At 45.0% G+C, this 21,980-nt stretch carries 18 protein-coding genes and 1 pseudogene; 10 read left to right on the top strand and 9 right to left on the bottom strand.

Features of this window, described 5'->3' with window-relative positions:
* Positions 1 to 398 precede the first annotated feature (398 nt).
* The 3 genes from MKZ13_RS20325 (at position 399) to MKZ13_RS20315 (ending at position 3,576) form a co-directional block, all read left to right on the top strand.
* A complete protein-coding gene (locus MKZ13_RS20325; RefSeq protein WP_339177723.1) occupies positions 399 to 2,264 on the top strand; it encodes a hypothetical protein in 1,866 nt (621 codons plus the stop codon).
* A gap of 54 nt (positions 2,265 to 2,318) precedes the next feature.
* The gene (locus tag MKZ13_RS20320; RefSeq protein WP_339177720.1) at positions 2,319 to 3,170 is read left to right on the top strand and encodes a DNA adenine methylase; all 852 of its coding nucleotides are present in this window, start codon (positions 2,319 to 2,321) and stop codon (positions 3,168 to 3,170) included.
* Positions 3,171 to 3,294: 124 nt separating this feature from the next.
* Entirely contained in the window at positions 3,295 to 3,576 is a 282-nt protein-coding gene (locus tag MKZ13_RS20315; RefSeq protein ID WP_339177718.1) for a DUF6809 family protein, read from the top strand.
* A gap of 136 nt (positions 3,577 to 3,712) precedes the next feature.
* Here the strand turns inward: MKZ13_RS20315 and MKZ13_RS20310 are convergent, their stop codons facing one another.
* A complete protein-coding gene (locus MKZ13_RS20310; protein WP_339177716.1) occupies positions 3,713 to 5,074 on the bottom strand; it encodes a right-handed parallel beta-helix repeat-containing protein in 1,362 nt (453 codons plus the stop codon).
* Positions 5,075 to 5,721: 647 nt separating this feature from the next.
* A pseudogene (locus tag MKZ13_RS20305) lies at positions 5,722 to 7,221 on the bottom strand (catalase); the annotation flags it as partial.
* A gap of 205 nt (positions 7,222 to 7,426) precedes the next feature.
* On the opposite strand from MKZ13_RS20305, the gene MKZ13_RS20300 reads away from it, so the two are divergent.
* Positions 7,427 to 9,391, top strand: a complete 1,965-nt coding sequence (locus MKZ13_RS20300) for an ATP-dependent DNA helicase (protein WP_235200822.1) — start codon at positions 7,427 to 7,429, stop codon at positions 9,389 to 9,391.
* Between the two features lie 480 nt (positions 9,392 to 9,871).
* On the opposite strand, the gene cysK is transcribed toward MKZ13_RS20300, so the two are convergent.
* The 4 genes from cysK to MKZ13_RS20280 form a co-directional block, all read right to left on the bottom strand.
* Positions 9,872 to 10,828 carry a cysteine synthase A gene (gene cysK, locus MKZ13_RS20295; protein WP_339177713.1) on the bottom strand — a complete coding sequence of 319 codons (957 nt, stop codon included), beginning with the start codon at positions 10,826 to 10,828 and terminating at the stop codon, positions 9,872 to 9,874.
* 162 nt (positions 10,829 to 10,990) lie between these two features.
* A complete protein-coding gene (locus MKZ13_RS20290) occupies positions 10,991 to 11,374 on the bottom strand; it encodes a hypothetical protein (RefSeq protein ID WP_127545591.1) in 384 nt (127 codons plus the stop codon).
* A 454-nt stretch (positions 11,375 to 11,828) separates the two neighbouring features.
* On the bottom strand, positions 11,829 to 12,062 hold the full coding sequence (locus MKZ13_RS20285) for a hypothetical protein (RefSeq protein ID WP_017687536.1): 234 nt from the start codon (positions 12,060 to 12,062) through the stop codon (positions 11,829 to 11,831).
* The gene (locus MKZ13_RS20280; protein ID WP_083677397.1) at positions 12,059 to 13,096 is read right to left on the bottom strand and encodes a nucleotide-binding protein; all 1,038 of its coding nucleotides are present in this window, start codon (positions 13,094 to 13,096) and stop codon (positions 12,059 to 12,061) included. Before MKZ13_RS20280 ends, MKZ13_RS20285 begins: the two co-directional genes overlap by 4 nt.
* A gap of 949 nt (positions 13,097 to 14,045) precedes the next feature.
* On the opposite strand from MKZ13_RS20280, the gene MKZ13_RS20275 reads away from it, so the two are divergent.
* Positions 14,046 to 14,780 carry a YitT family protein gene (locus MKZ13_RS20275; RefSeq protein ID WP_036614465.1) on the top strand — a complete coding sequence of 245 codons (735 nt, stop codon included), beginning with the start codon at positions 14,046 to 14,048 and terminating at the stop codon, positions 14,778 to 14,780.
* Between the two features lie 122 nt (positions 14,781 to 14,902).
* On the opposite strand, the gene MKZ13_RS20270 is transcribed toward MKZ13_RS20275, so the two are convergent.
* The gene (locus MKZ13_RS20270; protein ID WP_339177708.1) at positions 14,903 to 15,373 is read right to left on the bottom strand and encodes a DUF2188 domain-containing protein; all 471 of its coding nucleotides are present in this window, start codon (positions 15,371 to 15,373) and stop codon (positions 14,903 to 14,905) included.
* Between the two features lie 390 nt (positions 15,374 to 15,763).
* On the opposite strand from MKZ13_RS20270, the gene MKZ13_RS20265 reads away from it, so the two are divergent.
* The 3 genes from MKZ13_RS20265 to MKZ13_RS20255 all read left to right on the top strand — a co-directional run bounded on the left by MKZ13_RS20265 (position 15,764) and on the right by MKZ13_RS20255 (position 18,626).
* Complete coding sequence (locus MKZ13_RS20265; RefSeq protein ID WP_339177706.1) at positions 15,764 to 16,564, top strand: lipid II flippase Amj family protein; 801 nt, start codon at positions 15,764 to 15,766, stop codon at positions 16,562 to 16,564.
* 137 nt (positions 16,565 to 16,701) lie between these two features.
* Positions 16,702 to 17,310, top strand: a complete 609-nt coding sequence (locus MKZ13_RS20260) for a TetR/AcrR family transcriptional regulator (protein ID WP_127545594.1) — start codon at positions 16,702 to 16,704, stop codon at positions 17,308 to 17,310.
* Positions 17,311 to 17,390: 80 nt separating this feature from the next.
* A complete protein-coding gene (locus tag MKZ13_RS20255) occupies positions 17,391 to 18,626 on the top strand; it encodes an MFS transporter (RefSeq protein ID WP_339177703.1) in 1,236 nt (411 codons plus the stop codon).
* A 103-nt stretch (positions 18,627 to 18,729) separates the two neighbouring features.
* On the opposite strand, the gene msrA is transcribed toward MKZ13_RS20255, so the two are convergent.
* Complete coding sequence (gene msrA / locus MKZ13_RS20250; RefSeq protein ID WP_127545601.1) at positions 18,730 to 19,692, bottom strand: peptide-methionine (S)-S-oxide reductase MsrA; 963 nt, start codon at positions 19,690 to 19,692, stop codon at positions 18,730 to 18,732.
* Between the two features lie 179 nt (positions 19,693 to 19,871).
* Entirely contained in the window at positions 19,872 to 20,582 is a 711-nt protein-coding gene (locus MKZ13_RS20245; RefSeq protein WP_162158991.1) for a VTT domain-containing protein, read from the bottom strand.
* Positions 20,583 to 20,682: 100 nt separating this feature from the next.
* On the opposite strand from MKZ13_RS20245, the gene MKZ13_RS20240 reads away from it, so the two are divergent.
* Positions 20,683 to 21,621, top strand: coding sequence for a Gfo/Idh/MocA family oxidoreductase (locus tag MKZ13_RS20240; protein WP_339177700.1), 939 nt, complete (start codon positions 20,683 to 20,685; stop codon positions 21,619 to 21,621).
* 32 nt (positions 21,622 to 21,653) lie between these two features.
* Positions 21,654 to 21,968, top strand: coding sequence for a hypothetical protein (locus MKZ13_RS20235; protein WP_036614451.1), 315 nt, complete (start codon positions 21,654 to 21,656; stop codon positions 21,966 to 21,968).
* Positions 21,969 to 21,980: the final 12 nt, after the last annotated feature.

The raw sequence follows: 21,980 nt of genomic DNA, 5'->3' as shown, positions 1-21,980 counted from the left end.
CAAGTCGGGCACATTGAGGATATATATGGTAATCAAGAGTTAATACTTCATTTTATTTACGAATATCTCAAGCTGAATCCTGATGATTATTTCTGGATTGCAGACAATGATTGGGTATACAACCGGGAGGACATACAAAAACTAAAATCTTTACCGTACGACCCGGATTGGTGTTATCAGAATCCCAAATACTAATTTCTAAGGATCGGAACGAAATACAACTAACAAAACAACCCTTGATAAACATTCAAGGGTTGTTTTGTTGTACGACGGATTGTCAATCCAAGCGTGGCAATCAGTCACATAGATACAATAATTGAAAAAGTGATTATATAGTTCTTTCTTATCATCGGTTTATGGAAACTATCGCCAAATAAGGACTTTAGTATTATACTTAAATGGATATTGACTTTGCCCTCCCTCCAGACAATGGAATGGGAACTTTAGATACCATAAGTAATGGAGGAATATATATGTATGAAAAGCCTTTATTAAAGGAAATGTTAGTGACAGATTTGTTCTTGTCAAAAACAAATCCTAGATTCCCCAAACCTGTTAATTCAGAAGAAGAAGCAATCTTAACCTTTTTTAAGTTAAAGAAAGTAGGCCCTAAGAAGATTGAAACTCTTATTTCGGATATTATTGAAACCGGGGGAGTACTTGAAGATTTTATTGTTTTAAAAGAAGGTGAGGAATTCATTGTTCATGATGGAAATCGTAGGTTAACAGCTTTAAAGCTTATGACTGAGAATACTGCAGAAATCATTAAAGACCTCTATCCTTCTACCTATCGTTTTATCAACAAAGTGAAAGCGAGTTTGCAAACAGACCCCAAAACTTGGGTTGTCAATACTAAGTTATATACAGATCCAGAATCAATGGCTAATCATGTAGCAAAAATTCATTCTGGTGAACAAGAAGGAGCAGGCCAGTTAAAATGGGAATCCAATGAAAAAAGTACATTTGCTTCTCAATTCTTTAATAAACCTAGCAATATCGGCAATCTAATCTATAAAAAACTAGAAATAACCTCTAATCGAAAAAAGCTATTCAATCAAATTAAAGCTCTAAGTCTAGCTACGACATTTGAACGTATCTTTACGTTTGCTGACATAAGATCGAGAATTTTCAATTTAGAACGCGGAAAAAAAATTGATGTTGAAAACGTAGCCCATTTCAAAAAAGTATGTGAGATGATTGAATACTTCTTAGATGAGAGAGGAACTGTTTCCGATGTATATACAGCGGATCTGACATCAGCTTTTTTTGCTCATATCTTACCAATAGAATTAAATGCGAATTCCGACTCAGATTCTAGTTCTAATGACTCTAAGAATGATGATCACAACGGTTCACAAACTAAAAATGGTGAAAGCGATGGCTCTAATTCGGAGCCAGAAGATGATGAAAATCAACAAACTAATGATGAGAATAAAACCAATTCTGACACTGAATATGAAGACGAGGATGAAGATGAATCAAAAGATAACACGTATGATTTGAACCTATCTCTAAAACAAAACAAAGTCGCTATACAATTGTATAATGATTACGATTTAATGGAGCTGGTTGAATATGCAACCGATACAAATGGTGAAAATTTATTGAGTTATATAACATTTAAATCAGAAGAAAAATTGATAAGACAAAATATTTTTTCTGGGGATGCTTCACAAGGTACATACTATGTACAAGCAAAGCTAGAGTATAATGATGTTTCTGTGTCAAAGGCTGTTGAAATTAATGTAGTTCTTCCGAAGAAAAGAATTAAAATAGATCCCCCAAAAAATGAATTTTTCAAGTCACTTCCAGCTTTTACTGAGGGGCAAGTAAAAATAAATATTAACACCAATGTTAATATGCTTATTGAAGAAATACAATCTCTTGACCATGCTCATAAATATAGATATATGATTTCCTCGTCTGTTAGACAGTTACTTGAAATATCAATAGATAAGGTTATTAAAACTAGGAATTTAACTAACCATGGAAACGCAAAGCAAAATCTAAAGTATTTAGTAGAAACTCATCTTACTAACCCAAGCCTACTAACTCAAATTTGTAATGGGGAAAATAAGTTGAAATTTCAACCAACTAAAAATTTCCTAAATTCCATTGAATCAGATAAACTTTATGATTATCTCAATTTAATTACTCATGATAGCTCAGCTTCTGTGTATAATGAGTTAGTTGAAAGAGTAAATCTAAGGATTACTCCCTTGCTTTTGGTATTCCATAATTATTTACACTTGAACCAGCCATAAGGGTTTCCTGGCCATGTTTCATTGAATTTGCTATCATAACATCGAGGTGATAAAATGGCCAGTCTTTCGCCATTAAGATATCCAGGCGGTAAAGATAAGACATATCAGTATGTCAAACATCTAGTACAAGAAAATAACATATCTACTTACATTGAGCCGTTCGCAGGAGGTGCTGCTGTTGCATTGCGTCTCCTCATTAATAACGATGTTAAAAAAATTATTATAAATGATTATGATCGTGGAATTTATGCTCTCTGGAATACTATTGTTACACGTTCAGAGGAGTTAATACGACTAATCAGTGAAACTCCAATAGATATGGATCAATGGTATCTCCAGAGAAAAGTTCAAGCTAATAAAAGTAGTGCCGATGAATTAGAATTAGCTTTTTCTACTTTATTTATGAATAGAACTAATAGATCAGGAATTATCAAAGCTGGTGTAATTGGAGGAAAAGAACAAGAGGGGAAATACAAACTCAATTGTAGGTTTAATAAAGAAAAAATAATTGACAGAATTAAAGTTATTGCCTCACTAGGGAGTAGAATTAAAGTCTATAATTACGATGCTAAAGATTTTATTGAGTCGGAGATTACAAAAACACGAAAGTCACTCACTTTTTTTGATCCTCCTTACTATGATAAAGGGCCTAATCTCTACACGAATTTCTACACTCATGAAGATCATGTTGAATTAGCCAAAAAAATTAATTATACAATGAAAAACCGGTATTGGATCTTAACTTATGATGTGGCTAATGAAATTGAGCAACTTTATAAAAAACATGAACACACGAAATATTATCTTAACTATTCAATTGCTGCTGCAAGTGAGGGGGAAGAGTTTATGTTTTTTTCTAAGAAAACTAAAATGGGACCAATACAGGAATACCTTAAAATTATTTGAATACATTAATAATATTTTTCGGATCTGCTTTGTTATCTCACCTTGCTGAGGTTTAGCGGATTTCACGCTAATTCCCCTTCATTACCTTTTCCTTGATGTACAATCTTCCTGAGGTGAACTTACCATGAAGGATAACATGTCAAACCTGATCGAAGATTTATTTCACGGGAACCTGCGTTTGGACGAGTCGATTCATCCTGAGCAGGCCGAGTATCAAGAGATCAATCGCCAGATATCGGACATGATGCAGGACTACAAAACAAATCTCACAGATACAGAATACGATGCTTTGGAGAAACTGATCGACTTGATCGGGCAGTCCACATCTATGTATGTGGAAGCAGCGTTTGAGCAAGGTTTTCGCACAGGCGGCAGACTGATGATTGAGGTTTTAGCTAAACCGTGAGTATTTACCTACTTCATAAGCCAGCGGCAGACAATTCACAGCAATTCAAAAATCCCCTCCTCCATTACCACCGATTAGGCTGGCATTGGGGGAGGGACTTGCTTTTAAATTATTCTTTTATCTTATTACCTACCACCTACCGCGCTCCAATATTTTTACCAGATGGCGTACCCGATCCAATCAGATCACTGCCGTTCGCAAGCTTCAGGAAATTGCCCAAGACAGGCGTTCCGTCCGCGCTACGTGTTACCGAAGGGACAAGGGAGACAAAGTCGGCTGCGCTGGCGAGCAGGCCTTTGGCGTTCTCGCTTTTTTTGTTTTTCCACCAGACGTTGGTGCTGCTGACGTCGGTTCCGCTTGTTTTGTCACTGGCGCCGCCTTGGAAGGACAGGTTGTTGGTGAAGATGTGGGTGCCTACATCAAAGGCAAAGTTGCTTTGCCCATTGTTCCAGGAGGTGTTATTTTTCATCTGGATCGAACCGGGATTGCTGTTGTAGGTGAAGCCGTGCTTTTTATTGTTAAACGCAATGCTGTTCTCAACGATATGATTCACTGCAATCTTCTCGCCGCCGAGCTTGAAGCCGTTGCCATCACTGTTGGAGGTAGAAGTACCGTCTGCGGTTGCCCCGTTCGCATAGGCGATGCTGTTACGGATCGTAACCGCGCCAATGGCACCTGTGTCTGTTTTGCTATACAGATCCCAGCCATCGTCTACGTTATAGGCCGCAATACAACCGTCGAACACGTTGCCCGGGCCTACGGTCAGTTTGGCCGCAAAACCGTCTGCATCCTCGCCGTCATCGGGGTCATAGTTGTTGTGGGAGTAAGAACGAATCACTTCATTATATGCAGGCCATTCACTCTTGGCGGCTGTGGAAGCATAACGTCCCATTTGAATACCCGTATCCCGGTTGTGATGGGCCTCAATTTGCTCCAGACGGTTGTAACTGCCTCCGATGAAGATGCCGTTGTCGCCCGCACCCTTCACCTCAAGCCCTTTGACGAACCAGTAGTCTCCGAACATTTGCAGTCCACGATTGGTGGAAGCGAAAGCCTGGGCTGAGAAATCAAATACCGGTTTTTCCGATCCATACGCCACCAGGTTTTTACGTTGTCCGGATGTACCGCTATTGCCACGCTCAATGGTAATAGTCTGAGAAAAGCTGTAGTTGCCGCCGCGCAGATAGATAGTCTTGCCTGGGGCGATCTGGGTTAATGCGTTAGCCAGTGACGTAGGGCTGTTGAGGGTGCCCGGATTGCTGGCTGAGCCATTAGGAGCGACATACAGATCACCCGTAGCAAGTGTGATATTCGAAGTCGCCACCGATTCAGAGGGATTTTGCAAGCTGCTCTCGATCAGTTCCTCAGCACCGACCGATCCACCACCAATCAATAATAGAGGGAACGCGGCGCTCAGACAGATCTGGGCCATTTTCGATTTCAGAGAACGTTCGGATCGTACAGATGCATGAGTAGATGTAGATGGGAATAATTTCATTACGCAAACCTCCTTGGTTAATTGGGAATAGAATGAAGAGCATGTGGTAGCCGTGTACCCAGACCGTTACCTATGAGATAGATCATGCCGGCTGGTTAGGTGTAATCTCTAGGACACAGCTTTATGGTAAATGTTGTAAGCGTTATCATCAATAATCATCTGATCAGATGGAGGTACATGCAGGCAGGTCAGGCCTGCAAGCTTCCAATGCCTGTAATATCACGTGAATTATGTAATCTTTCCATTGGGTGATAGCTCTCATTTAACGAAGAATCATCTGAAATGAACGTAGAGAAGTACGCTTTTCCATCCCACGAGCACAAGTCTTACCTTCGATCCACTCATATGAACTTCATTTAATTAAAAATACATAGCTGCATGCATCCTGAAGTGGAGATTACACTCAAGCTAGTCATGAAAAAGCCCTGATAGCAGCTGCAACTGGCAACTTGACGATCAGGGCTATGTTTAATTCAGAACGTAATCTGCTTACTCAAAATACTCAAATGTACTAACCGTGTCAGACTTATCAGTCTAAACGCTGTCCAGCTATTTTAATATCCGTCCGTCTCACGACTGCGTTTCTCTGCTTGCTCGACACTTGGTTCATGTTTCGGTTGGACCGTTGCACTATCATCGGTTGGTACAGAGGATAGTCCTTCAGAGACGCGCCGACCGTAATCCGCATCCGCTTGGGTGAAGTAAGAGATCATGCGTTCCCGGATATCCGGTTTGCATTGCGCCAATGCGCCAACCATATTGCTGATCAGCTCATCTCGCTCCCAATCCTCGAATGCCCGGTACGTATCTCCTGCCTGACCAAAGTCATTGGTTCGCTCAATCTTCTCGCGCACAAGTCGGCCTTCCACCAAGGGTTCATGATCCTTGCCACGAGGAGTTGCTTCTTTTAAGCCACCGAGCGACGAAGGCTCGTAATTTACATGCGGATTCTGACCCGGTGCACGATCCACTTGATACTGCATCTGCCCACCGCTCTGATTCGTCGCAACGCGGTTCTTCGGTGCATTTACAGGCAATTGCAGGTAGTTTGCACCCACCCGGTGACGCTGGGTATCCGAATAGGAGAAGGTGCGCCCTTGCAGCAACTTGTCATCTGAGAAATCCAGCCCGTCTACCAATACACCTGTGCCAAACGCTGCTTGCTCCACTTCATTGAAATAATCCTCGGGATTACGATTCAGCGTCATTTTGCCCACAGGTAGAAAAGGGAACTGATCTTGCGGCCATAGCTTGGTTGGGTCCAGCGGGTCGAAATCCAACTCCGGATGCTCGCCGTCTTCCATCACTTGAACGCACAGCTCCCATTCGGGATAGTCCCCTTGTTCAATGGCGTGATACAGATCCAACGTCGCATGGTTGAAGTTCAGTCCCTGAATCTCGCTCGCGTCTTTTTGCAGCAGGTTGCGTATCCCTTGATTGAGCGGTTCCCAGTGGTATTTGATGAGTACGCCTGTGCCTTCCTGATTGACCCACTTGTATGTATTAACACCCGACCCTTGCATCTGCCGATAATTCGCTGGAATGCCCCATGGAGAGAAGAGGAATGTCACCATATGGGTAGCTTCAGGGCTTAGTGATACAAAATCAAAAAAACGCTCCATATCCTGTGCATTGGTCAACGGGTCTGGCTTGAAGGCGTGTACCATATCCGGGAATTTAAGCGGGTCACGAATGAAAAAGATTTTCAGATTATTACCCACCAGATCCCAGTTGCCATCTTCGGTATAGAATTTTACAGCAAATCCGCGCGGGTCCCGCAGGGTCTCCGGTGAATGTCCGCCATGTATAACGGTAGAGAAGCGAACGAAAACGGGCGTTTGTTTGCCTTTTTCCTGAAACAGACGTGCACGTGTGTACTTCGATACTGGTTCACTCCCGGCTGTTCCATACGCTTCAAATATGCCATGAGCGCCAGCACCGCGGGCATGGACCACACGTTCCGGAATACGTTCGCGGTCGAAGTGAGTAATCTTTTCGAGAAAATGATAGTTCTCCAGCGTAGTCGGTCCCCTGCTACCAACGGTTCGTACATTCTGATTGTCCGTAATGGGATGCCCTTGTCGATCCGTTAATGTCTCAGCTGATTTGTCTGAGGAATGCTCTGGTTGTGAAGACTGATGATTCATGGAGTGGAGCACCGCCTTTCCTTAAAGTGGATTCCTGTATATATTTTCCCTGAAAATTGGTTCTATACATTAAACCTCGCAAATAATCTCGTAAAAAAAGCTTGTCACCCGCTTCATCGCGTGAGATAATTAACTTTTGCCCTGCGGCCTTTTTTGAACGGAAAATGAAAGAGGACCGCGTCTAAGAATGGAGGCTGACCTAGGATTGTCTACACAACGTTATCCTTTTGCATATGATCCGGCTGAACCTTTTGTATCCCGTCTCGGGGAATGGGTTGCCGATGTTTTTTACGATATTTTGCCAGAGTTCGGCTTCGAGGTGCGGGATGAACAGATTTTTATGGCGTACCAGCTCGAACGGGCCTATGGAGATAAAAAGACCATTATGGCGGAGGCCGGTGTCGGAACAGGCAAGACGTTAGTCTATCTGCTCTACGCGGTCTGTTATGCACGTTATACGGGCAAACCGGCGGTGATCGCCTGTGCCGATGAGTCCTTGATTGAACAGCTTGTGAAGCCCGGTGGAGATATTGCGAAGCTGGCTGCACATCTGGACTTGGAAGTGGACGCACGTCTGGGCAAATCACCGGACCAATACGTTTGCTTGAACAAATTAAGTGCAATGCGATTTGCGGATGAGGATGCGCCTGTTATTGAAGAAGTGCATGAGAGCCTTCCGGATTTTGTGAATACCCCGGGTACACTTCAGGCCTTCCATCCGTATGGTGACCGTAAACAGTATCCACATCTAAATGATCGTCAGTGGAACAAAATCAACTGGGATCCGTTCCAGGATTGTTTTGTTTGTCCAAAAAGACAACGCTGCGGCCTGACGCTGTCGCGTGACCATTACCGTCGTTCCAAAGACATCATCATCTGTTCCCATGATTATTACATGGAGCATGTGTGGACCTATGATGCGCGCAAACGCGAGGGCCAACTGCCACTCCTGCCTGATCACAGTTCAGTTGTATTTGATGAAGGACATTTGCTGGAAGAAGCAGCCCTGAACGCACTGAGCTACAAGCTGAAACACCGCATTTTCGAGGAACTCGTCACTCGCCTGTTAGAAGGAGAGATTCGTGAATCCCTCGCGGAGTGTGTGGATGAAGCGATTGAGAGCAGTGAGCGACTGTTTGCGTTGCTGGATACGTATACGGTCGCGATCCCTGGTTCGGAACGGAAAGAAGTTCGGGTAGAGCCGCCACTGCTACGTGAGATTGAACGTCTGACGAGTGTGCTGGATGCAATCGGCGAAGAATTGGTATTTGAGAGCGGATTGTTCTCGCTGGATGGTTACCAGATGCGTGTTGTGGAAGAACATCTCGATATGATTCAGTCTGCGCTTGCCTTGTTCCGCAAGGAAGATGGTTACATCTGTTGGGCGGAAGAGAGCGAGGATGAGACGACCTTATCGATCATGCCGCGCACCGTGAAGGAAATGCTGAACGAGCGTGTGTTCAACACAGGTATTCCAATCGTGTTCTCCTCTGCCACGTTATCTGTGGACAGTTCATTCCGTTATGTGGCGGACAGCCTGGGCATTGATGATTTTGTATCATTCTCGGTGGCTTCCCCATATGATTATGCGGACAAAATGAAGATGAAAATTACCGATGAAGCTATACCGGGTCACCCGGAGAACGAAAATCGCATGCGTGATGCGGTGTCGTTACTTCAGGAGAGTGGAGGACGTGCGCTGGTTCTGTTCCGTACGATGGAAGAGCTACGTGCGTTCAAGCAGGACATCGTTCATGTACCTGAAGCAGAAGGTTTGCGCTTTATGTATGAGGGCGACCGGGAGATCAGTGATCTGATTGCGGCGTTCCAGCAGGATGAGGAGAGTGTGCTATGCTCCGTTAATCTGTGGGAAGGTCTGGACGTTCCAGGTCCGTCATTATCCAATGTCATGATCTGGTCGCTTCCGTATCCACCACAGGACCCTGTCTTCAATGCAAAACGCAGTGCGTCGGCAGCACCATACGAAGAGATCGATCTTCCGTATATGCTCTTGCGTGTGAAGCAAGGTCTCGGACGTCTGATTCGGACAAGCACGGATTCCGGTTCTGCGGTCATTCTCGATGAATCGCTGTATACCAAAAAGGAAGCCAAAGACCGCATTGCGGCCCTGCTTCCTGAAGGTGTGGAATGGACAACCCTGACACACTAACCAGCTTAGGTTACATGTTCTTGCTTTATTTTTGATGATAAAGTTTCTTGCCAAAATAAGTTCTTGTTCTCTGCGGATACACCATCCGTAAGTGAGCAAGGGCTTTTTTTGTTTTGATTGTTCCTTCAATGTACTTCTCTTCCCTTTTTTTCGAGGGCATTCCCTCGCTCCCAATCGCTCCAACATTCTAACGAACCTACCGCACCTTATTAGGGTGATAATGAAGTGATGTAAATTCTAACGAATCTCAGTAACGCTACCCCGTCGAAAATAGCTTTTAAGCCTGTAAATCGACCGATTTGGAGAAATAACGTCGCTGTGATTCGTTACACGTCAGACCTGCGCAAATAGGAGCGAATAGCGTGTGTCAGGTTCATTAGAACCAATGACCAATGAGCGCTAATAAGGGAGGGCCTCTGTCATGCTCATGACTTATGGGAGATGGAAGCCCCTTTTTGATGTGCATAGATTTTTGCTGTGTTAAAAAATACCCATGCTCAGATACCGTTCCCCGGTATCCGGCGCAATGCAGAGCACGCGGTGCCCCGGCCCCAGTTCCTTCGCGATGCGAAGGGAGGCCCACACCGAAGCGCCAGAGGAAGGGCCGAGCAAAAGCCCTTCCCGAGCAGCAAGCTGCCGCATCGTATCCAGTGCGTCCTCATCGGACACCTGGATGATGGCATCCCACACGTCGGTATTCAGGATGTCCGGAATGAACCCCGGACTTGTACCGACGAGCTTGTGTGGTCCGGGCTCGCTACCGGACAACACCGGAGAACCTTTGGGCTCCACCGCATAGATGCGGATATCGGGTAACTGCTTGCGCAGTTCTTCCCCGGTTCCGGTAATGGTTCCGCCGGTTCCCGCCGTAGCGATGAAGGCGTCCAGCCTGCCTTCCATCTGTTGCATAATCTCGGGAGCCGTCGTGATCCGGTGAATGTCCGGGTTCGCCTGATTTTCGAATTGCTGCGGAATGAAACTTCCTGGAATGTCTGCTTGAAGTTCTTTCGCTTTGCGAATTGCACCAGGCATCCGCTCCGCAGCAGGGGTGAGCACTACATCTGCGCCATAGGCTTTCAGAATGTTGATGCGCTCCTTGGACATATTGTCCGGCATAATCAGAATGGCTTTATATCCTTTGGCGGCGGCATTCATCGCAAGACCAATCCCGGTATTGCCGCTCGTCGGTTCAATAATGGTAGCACCAGGGAGCAAGTGTCCCGCAAGTTCAGCCTGAACGATCAGGTTGTAGGCGGCACGGTCTTTGACGCTGCCACTTGGGTTGAAGTATTCCAGTTTCACGTATACATCAGCAGAGTTGCTGCCTGTGAGTCTGTTCAGTTTAACGGCAGGTGTCTGGCCGATCAGTTCTGTTACATCTGCGGCAATGCCTGTATGTGCGGGTGTTTGTTTAATCGAATGTGTATTCAAATCCATGAAGTACAGCTCCTTGATTGATAAGACGTTGAGAGTATATCCGGTGAAACTATATCATGCCTTATTGGAATGGTTGGATATCTCTATTCCATCTTAATGAACGTAACCTTCCGTGGTCAACTTGTTTTGCTGGGGAATGGGTTCTATATTGTCAGAGTTGTATCAAGTCTGTGCCAAGTCCATCTGCAGATGCCGACTGAGTTCTTTTTTGACTTCATTGCGTGCGAATGTCCACAGCATATAGAACCGTTGCCAATACCCTCTGCACATATACAGAGTTTCGATACCCTCGGCTTCCCGTTTCTCTTCCAGTACTTTGACACCGCGGGTTCTCATCTGTTTACGAAGGGCCAACATCTCCTTGAGCACATTGTTCTGAATGCGGGTCAGCGACAGAATGTAGACTTCGGGCATCTTCAGCAGCAACGTATCCAGTGTGAGAATATCTCGTTCAAGTACATCCAGCAAAAGCGTACGCACAACCAGACCTTTAATCAGACGATGGTCTTCATCCGCAGGGGATGGGGCGGAAGTTGAGGATGTCATATGTTCACTTCCTTAACCTTTAATTGGAATTTTATATTTACAGAACATGTGTTCCTATATTATAATCAATATATGTAATAGAGATACACAATACAACCGAGAAATATTGGAAGCAGACATTATCGCATTTTCCTAAAGGTACAGATAGTGAGTGAGGCTAGGGATTTAGGGACAAACCTGCTCCAAAATAAGGTATAATTTATGGGTTTTGCAGGAAACCTAAGGCCATAAACCAAATAAGCCTTATGCAATGCAGTCTGCTACAGAAGTAATTACAAGCAATGAATTGCGATCATGATTCAAGGATGCCTTGCCGCAACACGATGGCACCAGGTCAACGAGTAGAAGCAGTTTTATTTTAGCGAAAATGAGCAACAAAAAAGCCCCTGCCTTGGGCGGCGGGGCCTATGAAATACTGCCGATTCAGCGGCAGGTTTGATGATGTGTTCAGAAATTAAGCAAGATATTGAGGCTTTTCGTAGAACGCCTCTTTTTCAAGGATGACCTTATAAGGTCTTTCCTTGCCCTTCAGGGAGGGCCCAATGGTAGTTAGCGGTACGGCCGGCTTGTGGAAACGATCTTCTTCCTTGGGTTCCGGAACCGGTCGTGATGATTCGGGCGCAGAACTGAGGCGTACCTTTTTTTCGCTGCCCCAGCGCTTGCTTATTTTTTTCGTTTCCGGTTTCATTCCGGTTCGCCTCCTAACAAATCGTTGATGGCGTTGAACAGTTGACGATTCTGTAGGTCAATCTGCTGAAATACCGCCTCATCCGCTTCAATATGTCCAATAATGTGAACGGTGATTACATACCTCTTGGCTACAGGATAGCATAGCAGATACTCTTTCTCAAGGTAATCATCATACAGGTTAATCTTGATTTTATTCTCCCGGTAAGAATCAATCACCAGAATGCGCTTGGGATCATCCGGTTGTTTGTCGTCGTTAGCGGACAAGTCATACTTTCTCCCCGGTTCTCCAACATTACCACATAATTGCTCAATGTAACCACTGTCATCTGTACGGTATATGGCTGTGCCACGTACAGCGAATGGAGGATGAGAGACAAAGGCAGTACGCAAGGCATCGCTCATTCGCTCCAGCATCTTGGCATCTGCTTTGCGGGTACGCAGTAATTCCCTAAAGAACCGCAGCAACTTAAGCAGTTGTAACCTTGCTTCTCCCTCAGTGCGTTTATGCTCCTCAATGATGTTCTCCAATTCTGGATCACTCCAGCGTCCTTGTTCCTCAATACTGTCTGCGATTTTGGAACATGCCACGGACACGGCTGGTGCCCACTTTCCGTCAGAACGGATTTCATATACGAGTGGATTTAACCCCAGCAGATCTGTGGGCATACGCAATCCTTCGACCTTGGTTGTGTCCTTGATGTCTGTAATATCCTCAGGAAGAATGAAAAAAATACGTTTTCGTCCCAGACGACCCATAAACAGACCCATTTCCAGCATTGTATTATCCCGGACCGACGCGTAGTACTTCCCGCGAATTTTGGATATATCATCCGGATGAAAAATAAAAATGGCAAAGTCAGTCGTACGGACCTCTACTTCCAAATCGTCCATGGTATAGCTGCTTGGATTAAAAACCCCGGAATACCAAGGGGTAACTTCGGCTGAAAAACGTAAGTTTTCGTGTACTGCGGCTGCAATCGGCTTCGCTTCCAGCGAGCAGCCAATAAAGACTCTTGGCTTTAACGTTTTCATCAATCCGCCTCGCTTAAACGGTAGTGGGATTCAATTGTTATATTATACCATAAACAGCAGAGTAAGTCTGGAAACGTCTGAACTGGACAAAGAATAAGCCGATTACGTTTGCTATAGTGTATGTGTGAAAGGAAAATGATTCCTTTAAAAAGCGCAAGAAAATAAAAAAAGGCCCCAATTTGTAACAGTTGGGTGACTGACAGTTATTTTTGGAAGCTTTGGTCATAGAATAAAGGAGCAGGTTGCACCATTAGCAAGCATTGCTTATCCTGGTGTTGCCGTATGACTGCTGGAGCAGTCCAAAGGCTACTTTATGCCTGTTTTTGAGGGGTCTACTGTTTAGACCCGGTCACGTTGGTGTTATATAATAGAAGAACAAGCAAGTTAGCTTTGGTGTTTAAACTGAATGAACTTGCAACTGCTGTAAGTTGGATTTACAATTTACACAGGAACGAAGAGTGCAGAACCCATCTGTAGAAGCGAAGCGTTCGCCTGAAAGCTTTTTGAATGAAAGCAGCTTCGGAAGCATAAGCGATCACCGGATTTTCCCCAGAGGGAAAATGGAATTCCAAAAATCCGGGGATAACCGCGATCAAAAGAGGGTACTGTAATCCAAGTGTAAGTGTACAATTAAATGTTCAAGCTTATGCATTGTAGTTATTTTTCAGTTTAACTGAGCACAGCTAACCACAACAGAACAGAAAGGATCAGGATACCATGAGTTCCCGAAGGACAATCTCCCCAAGGACGATCTGGAAACGTTACGATCTCTCATACACATAGCGCCCCTTGTAGAGTACACCAACCGGTTCAAAAAAACGGCTGACTCTGCGAAAGAGGGGATTGGAATGAATATTCGAAGGACGTACACGATGATTTCTTCCAGGCTTACCTTTTGCAGGGTACGGTCGGTCTAAAAAACCAACCTACAAACTGCGAGGGAACCTGAATGAAGAGAACATCGTTAACCTTACAACACGTTAAAACAGAGGCGATCAAATTCGCCATTATGCTACTCGGTACATTTATTTTAGCTTTTGCTTATTATCACATTAACTTTCAGAATCATTTATCGGAGGGCGGATTTGTTGGTCTGGCCCTGCTCGGAAAATACGCAACAGGCTTATCACCTGCTATCGGTATGTTGTTACTGGACATTCCGGTCATGATCCTGGCTTGGTTCCTTAAAGGCTGGAAATTCATGATTCAGGCATTGCTTGGCGTCGGTGCATTTTCCCTATTCTATGACGGCTTTGAACGATACTCCACACTGGTATTGTCGTTTAACGGAAATCTGTGGATTCCGGCAGTTCTATCCGGTATATTGACAGGGGTAGGCGCTGGGATCGTGCTTCGATTCGGTGGAGCGACAGGTGGAGACGATATTCTCGCCGTGCTGGTTAGCCGCTGGAAGGGATGGAAGCTGGGAACAGTTTTCTTTGTCAGCGATGCTTTTGTATTGGGATTGTCGCTTTTCTTTCTTCCGGTAAAAGAAACTTTATATACGATTCTGGCCGTATGGATTGCCAGCAAAGTCATCACGTACGTCGTTAGTGTTCCGGCTCGCGGAACCGTGGTTACAACTTCGGCTGTGAAATTGCCGATGCCATCGGCTGCAGCCAAGGCAGTTAACGCTGCTGCTATTTCACAACGGACTACGGTGGCTAGAGGTGTATCCAATTAACCATACGTTTCAGAACAACCATAACCTGTATGCATATTCAGGTCTTGATAGTTAAAGTTCATACAAAATCCCTTTTGACTGCTCTTCAGCAGCAAAAGGGATTTTGTTGTTTTCCGATTCATTCAGGGCTTGATCGAAGAAGCAATCTGACCATCCTGATTATGGATAATCGCTCGAATATTTTGTTTGCTACTCAGTTCTTTGGCCTTATCTACAGCTTCTGCCTTAGTATCGAATGTCGACAGATAGGTAGACTTTCCTTCTTCCTTGATCGCCCAACCGGAGTCGGTAGGCACGACATGGATGTTGTCATGACTTTTGGACGAAGAGACGGGCTCGGAATGACGACGATCTGTGGAAGACGACTTTTTAGAGTTGGAGTTATCGGAAGAAGATGTGGAGTCCGATTTCGAACTTTCTGGTGCGGGATGATTCTCATTCCATTCTTCCGCCTTAGCTGTCGCTATGGCAATGGAGCGTCCTTCCTCATACCCGTCATCGAGCAGAGCATTGGCAATCTCAATTGCTTTATGTCTGACACGTGGTTCCAGGTTCTTCATGGATACCGGATAATCCTGTTTGTTCCAAGGCATATGAACCCCTCCTGTACAATAATGGATTAGTTGTATATTACCCTGTGAGGAGAGGGATAAACGATGAACATCCGAGGTCGTAAGTGCATTTACCGATGATCTATATAAATTGAAATAAACATTTACACGAAACGGAGAGGACAGAAAAAACCTGAAGAAACGAAGTGTTCGCCTTTATCCCCGGATTTATCCCTTTATAAAAGGAATCAAAAAATCTGGGGATAACAGCGATCGGAAGGTTGTTCTGTCATCGGAGTGTCCAGTGTAAATATTCTTTAGTTCAACTTATATAAAAGGATCTCGTTCCTATACTTTTGCAAGCCAGAGGAGTATAATGCTGTCCATGAAAGAAATAAGTTCAATAACAGGAATATAAAGGAGTACATACATATGTTTAGTCTTAGTCTGGCAATCCCTATGCTGTTCACCATGCTGATTCATGCCGCAGACAGCTTGTCATACGCGCTCCGCCTCGGTGGATTACGCACCCGCAGAATCGCGTTGGCCATTTCATTGGCAGGTATCTTGTTGTTGATTTCTCGAACCTCGAATATGGCCCAGGGTCCGATGGTAGGTAATCTAGTGGATACTGCAACACGTGGAGCCAATCCACACTTTGCAGCGCAGCTGCACTGGTTAATGGGTGCGGCAACAATTGGAACGGCATTAGCCATATTGTGTTTTCCAACCATGGTGAAGCTCTCATCAAGAATGGTTGTACATTTTGAAGCAGCCGGTTCCATCCCTGCGATGGTTCGCGGTATGCTGAAGCGAAGCAAGATTAGAAATGCAACGTATTACATCACCCCGCCATCCTGGAAGATGGCCAAACGATTAGTACAACATGGGATGCCAAGACGGTTAATGCTGCTTAATGTAGCGGTAACCGCAATCTATACCACGGGTGTCCTGTCCAGCTTATACGCAGCGTACCTTTACCCAGGGCAGGCTGTAGCTGCATCCCAATCGACCGGGTTAATTAACGGAATAGCGACTATTTTGCTAACCATCCTGATCGATCCACGGATTTCTCTGCTCAGTGACAAATCATTACGTGGCGAGATCCGTTTGGATCGCATGAATCAGATTTATGGCTGCATGCTCGTATCCCGTTTATTCGGTACTCTGTTGGCACAGTTGTTATTAATTCCATTTGCGTATTGGATCGGTTGGATTGTAAGTATGATGTGACTTCTTCTTTCCTGAATTGTAGCCAGGCACTCTCTTGTACATCCTTTTGAAACAGCAAATGAGAGGGTGCCTGTGCAAAATGAATTGACGGAGTATTTGTGCTGTGATACTATTAGACCGAATAGTCGGTTTAATTTATGGAGGTTTTTCCAATCGAAGTTAAACGAAGAAAAGATGTTACCCAGATAAAGAAAGACATTGCACGTAATACCAAGGAACTGTTTGCCCAAAAGGGATATAGTGCAACTTCCATGGAAGACATATGTACGATTAACAATCGGAGTAAAGGCAGCATCTATTATCATTTCAAAAGCAAAGAAGAGTTATTCATGTATCTAATCAAGCTTAACAATGAAGATTGGATGGATGCTTGGCTGGACAAAGAATCCGGGTATAAGACTGCCATAGACAAATTGTACGGACTTGCTGATCATTACGTGGATGATTTGGCTAACCCGCTGAATCACGCCATTAACGAGTTTGTCTCGGGTCAGGTCGTCAGTCAGGAGATGCTTGATGAGATGCTTTCCCTGATCCGAATTCCGTATGCGACATACGAGTCCATTATTACTAAAGGGATGGAAGATGGAGAGTTAAAACCGGATGACCCACAGGATGTAATGCACATCATCTACGGTCTGTTTAGCGGATTGACTACACTCTATTATGAGAAGGACCTGACGGATATTCGTCGTATTTACCACAAAGGCATGGCCAGTCTGCTGGCAGGTATTCAACAACATTAATTATGAAAAGCTGATGTAACTCAGTTTTTCTTTTTAAATATTAATAAACCGGACAGTCGGTTTAAAAGAGGAGATGGAGAATGAACACATTGTTCAGAAACAAAGCTTTTTTAATCGTGACAGGGTCTGATCTGCTGCAAAATCTGGCGATATGGATCCGAAATATGGCGATCCTCTACTATGTGATGGATCGAACTCAAGGAAGTCCAATAGCTGTCTCGCTGATTACCGTACTTGAATATGCCCCGATTTTTGTTTTCTCCATCATAGGCGGTGCACTTGCTGATCGCTGGAATCCCAAACGTACGATGATACTGGGGGATATTCTGAGTGCGTTGTCTATTGTCATGATTATTGGCGTCTTATCTTCCGGGTATTGGCAGATTCTATACGTAGCCACGTTTGTATCCTCTATCGTTAGCCAGTTTTCTCAACCATCCTCTCTAAAGATTGTGAGGCGAAATGTAAAGGGAGAACATTTGCAGTCTGCAATTGCTATTACACAGAGTGGTCAATCGTTGTTTTTAATTCTCGGACCAATCGTTGGAACGTTTATATACACTGCAATGGGAATTCAGGCATCCATGTACGCATTACTCACTTTATTCCTCATCTCTGCGCTTCTACTCACATTGCTGCCTAAAGACGCCACTCAACGGGAAACAAATACCTCATTATTAGCGGATATCAAAGAGGGCTGGCAATATGTTGCTCGATCTCGCTCGTTAAAAATGCTTAGTCTGGTATTCATCTGTATAGGGCTTTCAGCGGGTCTCATCAGTCCACTTGGAATATTTCTGATCACTGAACGTCTGGGACTTGAAGCAACGTCGTTACAGTTTTTATCTGGTGCGTCCGGAGTAGGTTTATTGATTGGAGGAGGTATTGCGGCTGCTGTAAGTGCTAAGCTGAACCAGACCTTAACTCTGCTTGTAGGTGTGCTGTGTCTGGCTGTAGCCACGATGGGGGAAGTGTTATCTAGTTGGTTCTGGCTGACCCTTTTGATCAGCTTCTTAAGCTCAATCAGTATGGCATTCATCAACGTCATCATCTCCACATACTTGGTCACTCGGATAGATGAGCATTTGATCGGGAGAGTGAATGGCACCATCACACCTTTATTCATAGGAAGTATGCTTCTTGGATCTTCCATGGCAGGTGTACTGATGAACAGCACATCCATTTTTATCGTCTACGCAATCTCGGTTACCGTGATGATCCTGGGTATTGTTCCAGCGATGCGAATTCAATTTCGTAATGATCAGACGGCTCCTGCCAATCAATTGAATTCGGAAATCTCTTCGAGCCAAACCTAATCAATGCATTCTTGTGCAACAATAGTTCGTCTATGAAAACAAGAATGTACAACAAAAAAGCAGCGGGATCATCCCACTGCTCTTTTTGTATTTGTGTTATAACTTATTGGAAAAGGACGGCGTACTCACCGTATCCTTCTTTTTGCAAGTCTTCTTTGGGTACAAAACGAAGTGCCGCAGAGTTGATGCAATAACGCATTCCACCTGCTTCGGCAGGACCATCGTTGAACAGGTGACCCAGATGGGAATCGCCCTCACGACTTCTCACTTCGGTACGAATCATGAAGTGGCTGAGATCGGTTTTTTCCTTCACGTTGTGGTCACGCAAGGGACGTGTGAAGCTCGGCCAGCCGCAGCCGGAGTCGTATTTGTCGGTAGAACTGAACAATGGCTCGCCAGATACGATGTCCACATAGATACCATCACCGTGGTGATCCCAGAATTCGTTATGGAATGCAGGCTCGGTCGCGCTGTTCTGCGTAACTTCATATTGAATCGGCGTCAAACGCTCTTTCAGCCCGTCTTTATCCACGTTACCGGTCCAGTTGCGTTCGATGAAATCTACACGTCCAGAACCTTTGCTGTAGCGTTTGTAATGGGCAGGGTTCTTCCGGTGATAATTTTGGTGATGTTCTTCCGCTTCATAGAACGGTTTGGCTGGCAAAATCGGAGTGAAGATTGGTTTATCAAAACGTCCGCTTTGTCCCAGCTCCGCTTTGGAAGTTTCCGCAATCTGGCGCTGTTCTTCGCTGTGATAGAAGATGGCCGTCTGATAGGAAGATCCACGGTCATGGAATTGCCCGCCTGTATCCGTAGGATCAATCTGCTGCCAGAACAGTTCAACCAGTTTCTTATAAGGGAAGATGGCAGGGTCAAACGTAATTTGCACAGCCTCTACATGTCCTGTTGTCTCCGAGCAGACCTCTTCATATGTTGGATTCTCGGTATGTCCTCCTGTATAACCCGATACGATCTTATGAATACCGGGCAGTTCTTCAAAGGGGGATACCATACACCAGAAGCATCCGCCTGCAAAAGTTGCTAACTCACTTGAATGTTGTTCCATGCTATAGTCACTCCATTTCTGATGAAGATTTAGCGCTCGTGTTCGAGCTCCAGCAATCTACCGTTTTATTAAACTTGTTACACAAGCATTAGGCTTGCTCTTCTATTATATCCTGAATTGGCAAGCCAACCAAGCCGGAATAAAACAAGCTGAATCTGAACGGTTTGCGAATTCTGAATTCAGGCTTTGTTGCGTGACCGAAAGCGAAATAAGAGCAATACAATGGCCATGAACACCAGATATCCGGCAAGGATGGCCAAGCTCAACCAGATTGAGGTTTCAGCTTGTGCACCTGCATAGGCAAATACAAAAATCGCTGGCATTTTCCCAATGGCCGTGGCAAGCATGAAGACCCAGAATGGCGTGTACGTTATACCTGCGTAGATATTAACGGCCATCTGAGGCACGATCGGCAACAGTCGCATCGACATGACACCCATGAACGGATGTGCTTCCATCCATGTGGTAAAACGGTTCAGACCCCGAATACGTTCGAGGTACGATCTCGCCTGATGTCTGAAGATGGTTCTTGCTCCGCCATACACGAGCATGGCTGCAAGTGTGGTGCCAAGCCAGCATATCCAGGCTGCCGTGGTGGTACCGTAACTGTAACCAAAGGCGATAATAACAAACTTATAAGGAATTACAGGCACAAGAGCAAACAATGTTGCCATGGCGAGTAACAGCGGAATGGACTGATGAAGATCGGTCCAGGCCAGCAGTTCATATCTGTAAATAAACGTGACTCCTGCAAGTAAAACATATAACAGAAGCCATAACCATTTTCGCAAAATCCCAAACGCTCCTTTCAGATCAGGCAGGTCTGGTCGTGTCCCGATCTGTACTGCTGTTCCTCCTAAGTTTACCACGTTCGCCCATTGTCTGAACAATTCGTGCGAAGTGTGCTGCAATCACTGGCAAGTTGCTGTCCGAAGGGTTACACTATAGGACGTGGAAATATAGAACCGAACTGAAGGTGGAATGATCATCATGGAAACAACCCAACGTAAACGAGTTGCAATTATCGGCCTCGGCGATATTGCACGTAAAGTATATTTGCCGCTGTTAACAGCTCATCCGAACGTGGAGATTGTAGGCATTATGAACCGATCTCCGGAGCCGGTCAAAGCCGTTCAGGAGGCGTATCGATTAGAACGGGGAACAACGGATCTGAAAGAACTGTTGTCCTGGGACTTGGATGCGGTGTTTGTACATACAGCAACGGAAGCGCACTTTGACATTGTCATGCAATGTCTGGAACAGGGATTAGCCGTGTACGTAGACAAACCGTTATCCTATACGATTCGGGAGTCGGAAGAGATGACTGCTTTTGCCGAGGCACAAGGGCTGCTACTCGCAGTAGGCTTCAACCGTAGATTCGCACCGATGTACCAAAAAGCGAAAGAATGGATGCAGGGTGGAAAAGGCTTCGAGTCCCTTACAGTGACCAAACATCGTACAGGCATTCAGGATCGTCCTGCGGCAGAAACCATCTATGATGATCTCATCCATATACTGGATCTGATGTTGTGGTACTCGGATCATAATGTGGAGTTGCTTCATCAATGGATTCGGAAGAATGATCTGGACAGACTGCTGCATGCAACCGGAACGGCCAAGCTGGGCAGAACAGCCTACGGTCGATTCGATATGGTGCGTGAAGCTGGGGCAGATCTGGAGAAGATCGAATTGCATGGTGGTGGACGCTCTGTTGAAGTGGTGAACATGGACACGATCAGCTGCATGGAACAGGGGAGTCTGGAAACCAAAGAAACGTTCGGGAGCTGGGACACCGTGTTAACACGCAGAGGTTTTAGCGGAGCAGTTGATAATTTCCTGGCTTGTCTGGACTCACCTGATGATTGCCTGATCAGTGCAAGTCACGTCATGGACAGTCATGAACTGGCGGAACAATTGATTCGCAAATAATTGCAGAATACACATACGGAGGAATACAAGTCATGGATGAATATGAAAAGGAACGTAATAAACAGATCGAGGAAGCTGTTGTAGAAACCTATAAACAGGAAGAAGAGATGATGATCCTCGTATTTGCCCAGTGGTGTGTCAATAATGGTTTGGACCCGGAGGAGATGTACCGGCAAGCCTACCCGAATCAGCAGAGCAACGAGCGTTTGCAGCAGGTGCAGAAGCTGATTGTATCCAAGGAGGAAGCCGGTGAAATCCCGGATGATACGGTACTTGGCGTGTTGTCCATGTTTGGCAATGAAGATCTGGCAATGGTTGTATCCGAGGCCATAGCCGCGCGCAAATAAGTTCAACTTACG

The sequence above is a fragment of the Paenibacillus sp. FSL R5-0701 genome (genome assembly GCF_037973995.1).
In the GTDB taxonomy this organism is placed as follows: domain Bacteria; phylum Bacillota; class Bacilli; order Paenibacillales; family Paenibacillaceae; genus Paenibacillus.
The sequence above is the reverse complement of the archived record's forward strand: the minus strand, read 5'-3'. Positions and strand labels throughout refer to the sequence as shown.

Bases quoted from the DNA above. Each gene is read 5' to 3' on its own strand.
- MKZ13_RS20325 (WP_339177723.1), top strand. From the start codon at position 399: ATGGATATTGACTTTGCCCTCCCTCCAGACAATGGAATGGGAACTTTA.
- MKZ13_RS20320 (WP_339177720.1), top strand. From the start codon at position 2,319: ATGGCCAGTCTTTCGCCATTAAGATATCCAGGCGGTAAAGATAAGACA.
- MKZ13_RS20315 (WP_339177718.1), top strand. From the start codon at position 3,295: ATGAAGGATAACATGTCAAACCTGATCGAAGATTTATTTCACGGGAAC.
- MKZ13_RS20310 (WP_339177716.1), bottom strand. From the start codon at position 5,074: ATGAAATTATTCCCATCTACATCTACTCATGCATCTGTACGATCCGAA.
- cysK (WP_339177713.1), bottom strand. From the start codon at position 10,828: ATGGATTTGAATACACATTCGATTAAACAAACACCCGCACATACAGGC.
- MKZ13_RS20290 (WP_127545591.1), bottom strand. From the start codon at position 11,374: ATGACATCCTCAACTTCCGCCCCATCCCCTGCGGATGAAGACCATCGT.
- MKZ13_RS20285 (WP_017687536.1), bottom strand. From the start codon at position 12,062: ATGAAACCGGAAACGAAAAAAATAAGCAAGCGCTGGGGCAGCGAAAAA.
- MKZ13_RS20280 (WP_083677397.1), bottom strand. From the start codon at position 13,096: ATGAAAACGTTAAAGCCAAGAGTCTTTATTGGCTGCTCGCTGGAAGCG.
- MKZ13_RS20275 (WP_036614465.1), top strand. From the start codon at position 14,046: ATGAAGAGAACATCGTTAACCTTACAACACGTTAAAACAGAGGCGATC.
- MKZ13_RS20270 (WP_339177708.1), bottom strand. From the start codon at position 15,373: ATGCCTTGGAACAAACAGGATTATCCGGTATCCATGAAGAACCTGGAA.
- MKZ13_RS20265 (WP_339177706.1), top strand. From the start codon at position 15,764: ATGTTTAGTCTTAGTCTGGCAATCCCTATGCTGTTCACCATGCTGATT.
- MKZ13_RS20260 (WP_127545594.1), top strand. From the start codon at position 16,702: ATGGAGGTTTTTCCAATCGAAGTTAAACGAAGAAAAGATGTTACCCAG.
- MKZ13_RS20255 (WP_339177703.1), top strand. From the start codon at position 17,391: ATGAACACATTGTTCAGAAACAAAGCTTTTTTAATCGTGACAGGGTCT.
- msrA (WP_127545601.1), bottom strand. From the start codon at position 19,692: ATGGAACAACATTCAAGTGAGTTAGCAACTTTTGCAGGCGGATGCTTC.
- MKZ13_RS20240 (WP_339177700.1), top strand. From the start codon at position 20,683: ATGGAAACAACCCAACGTAAACGAGTTGCAATTATCGGCCTCGGCGAT.
- MKZ13_RS20235 (WP_036614451.1), top strand. From the start codon at position 21,654: ATGGATGAATATGAAAAGGAACGTAATAAACAGATCGAGGAAGCTGTT.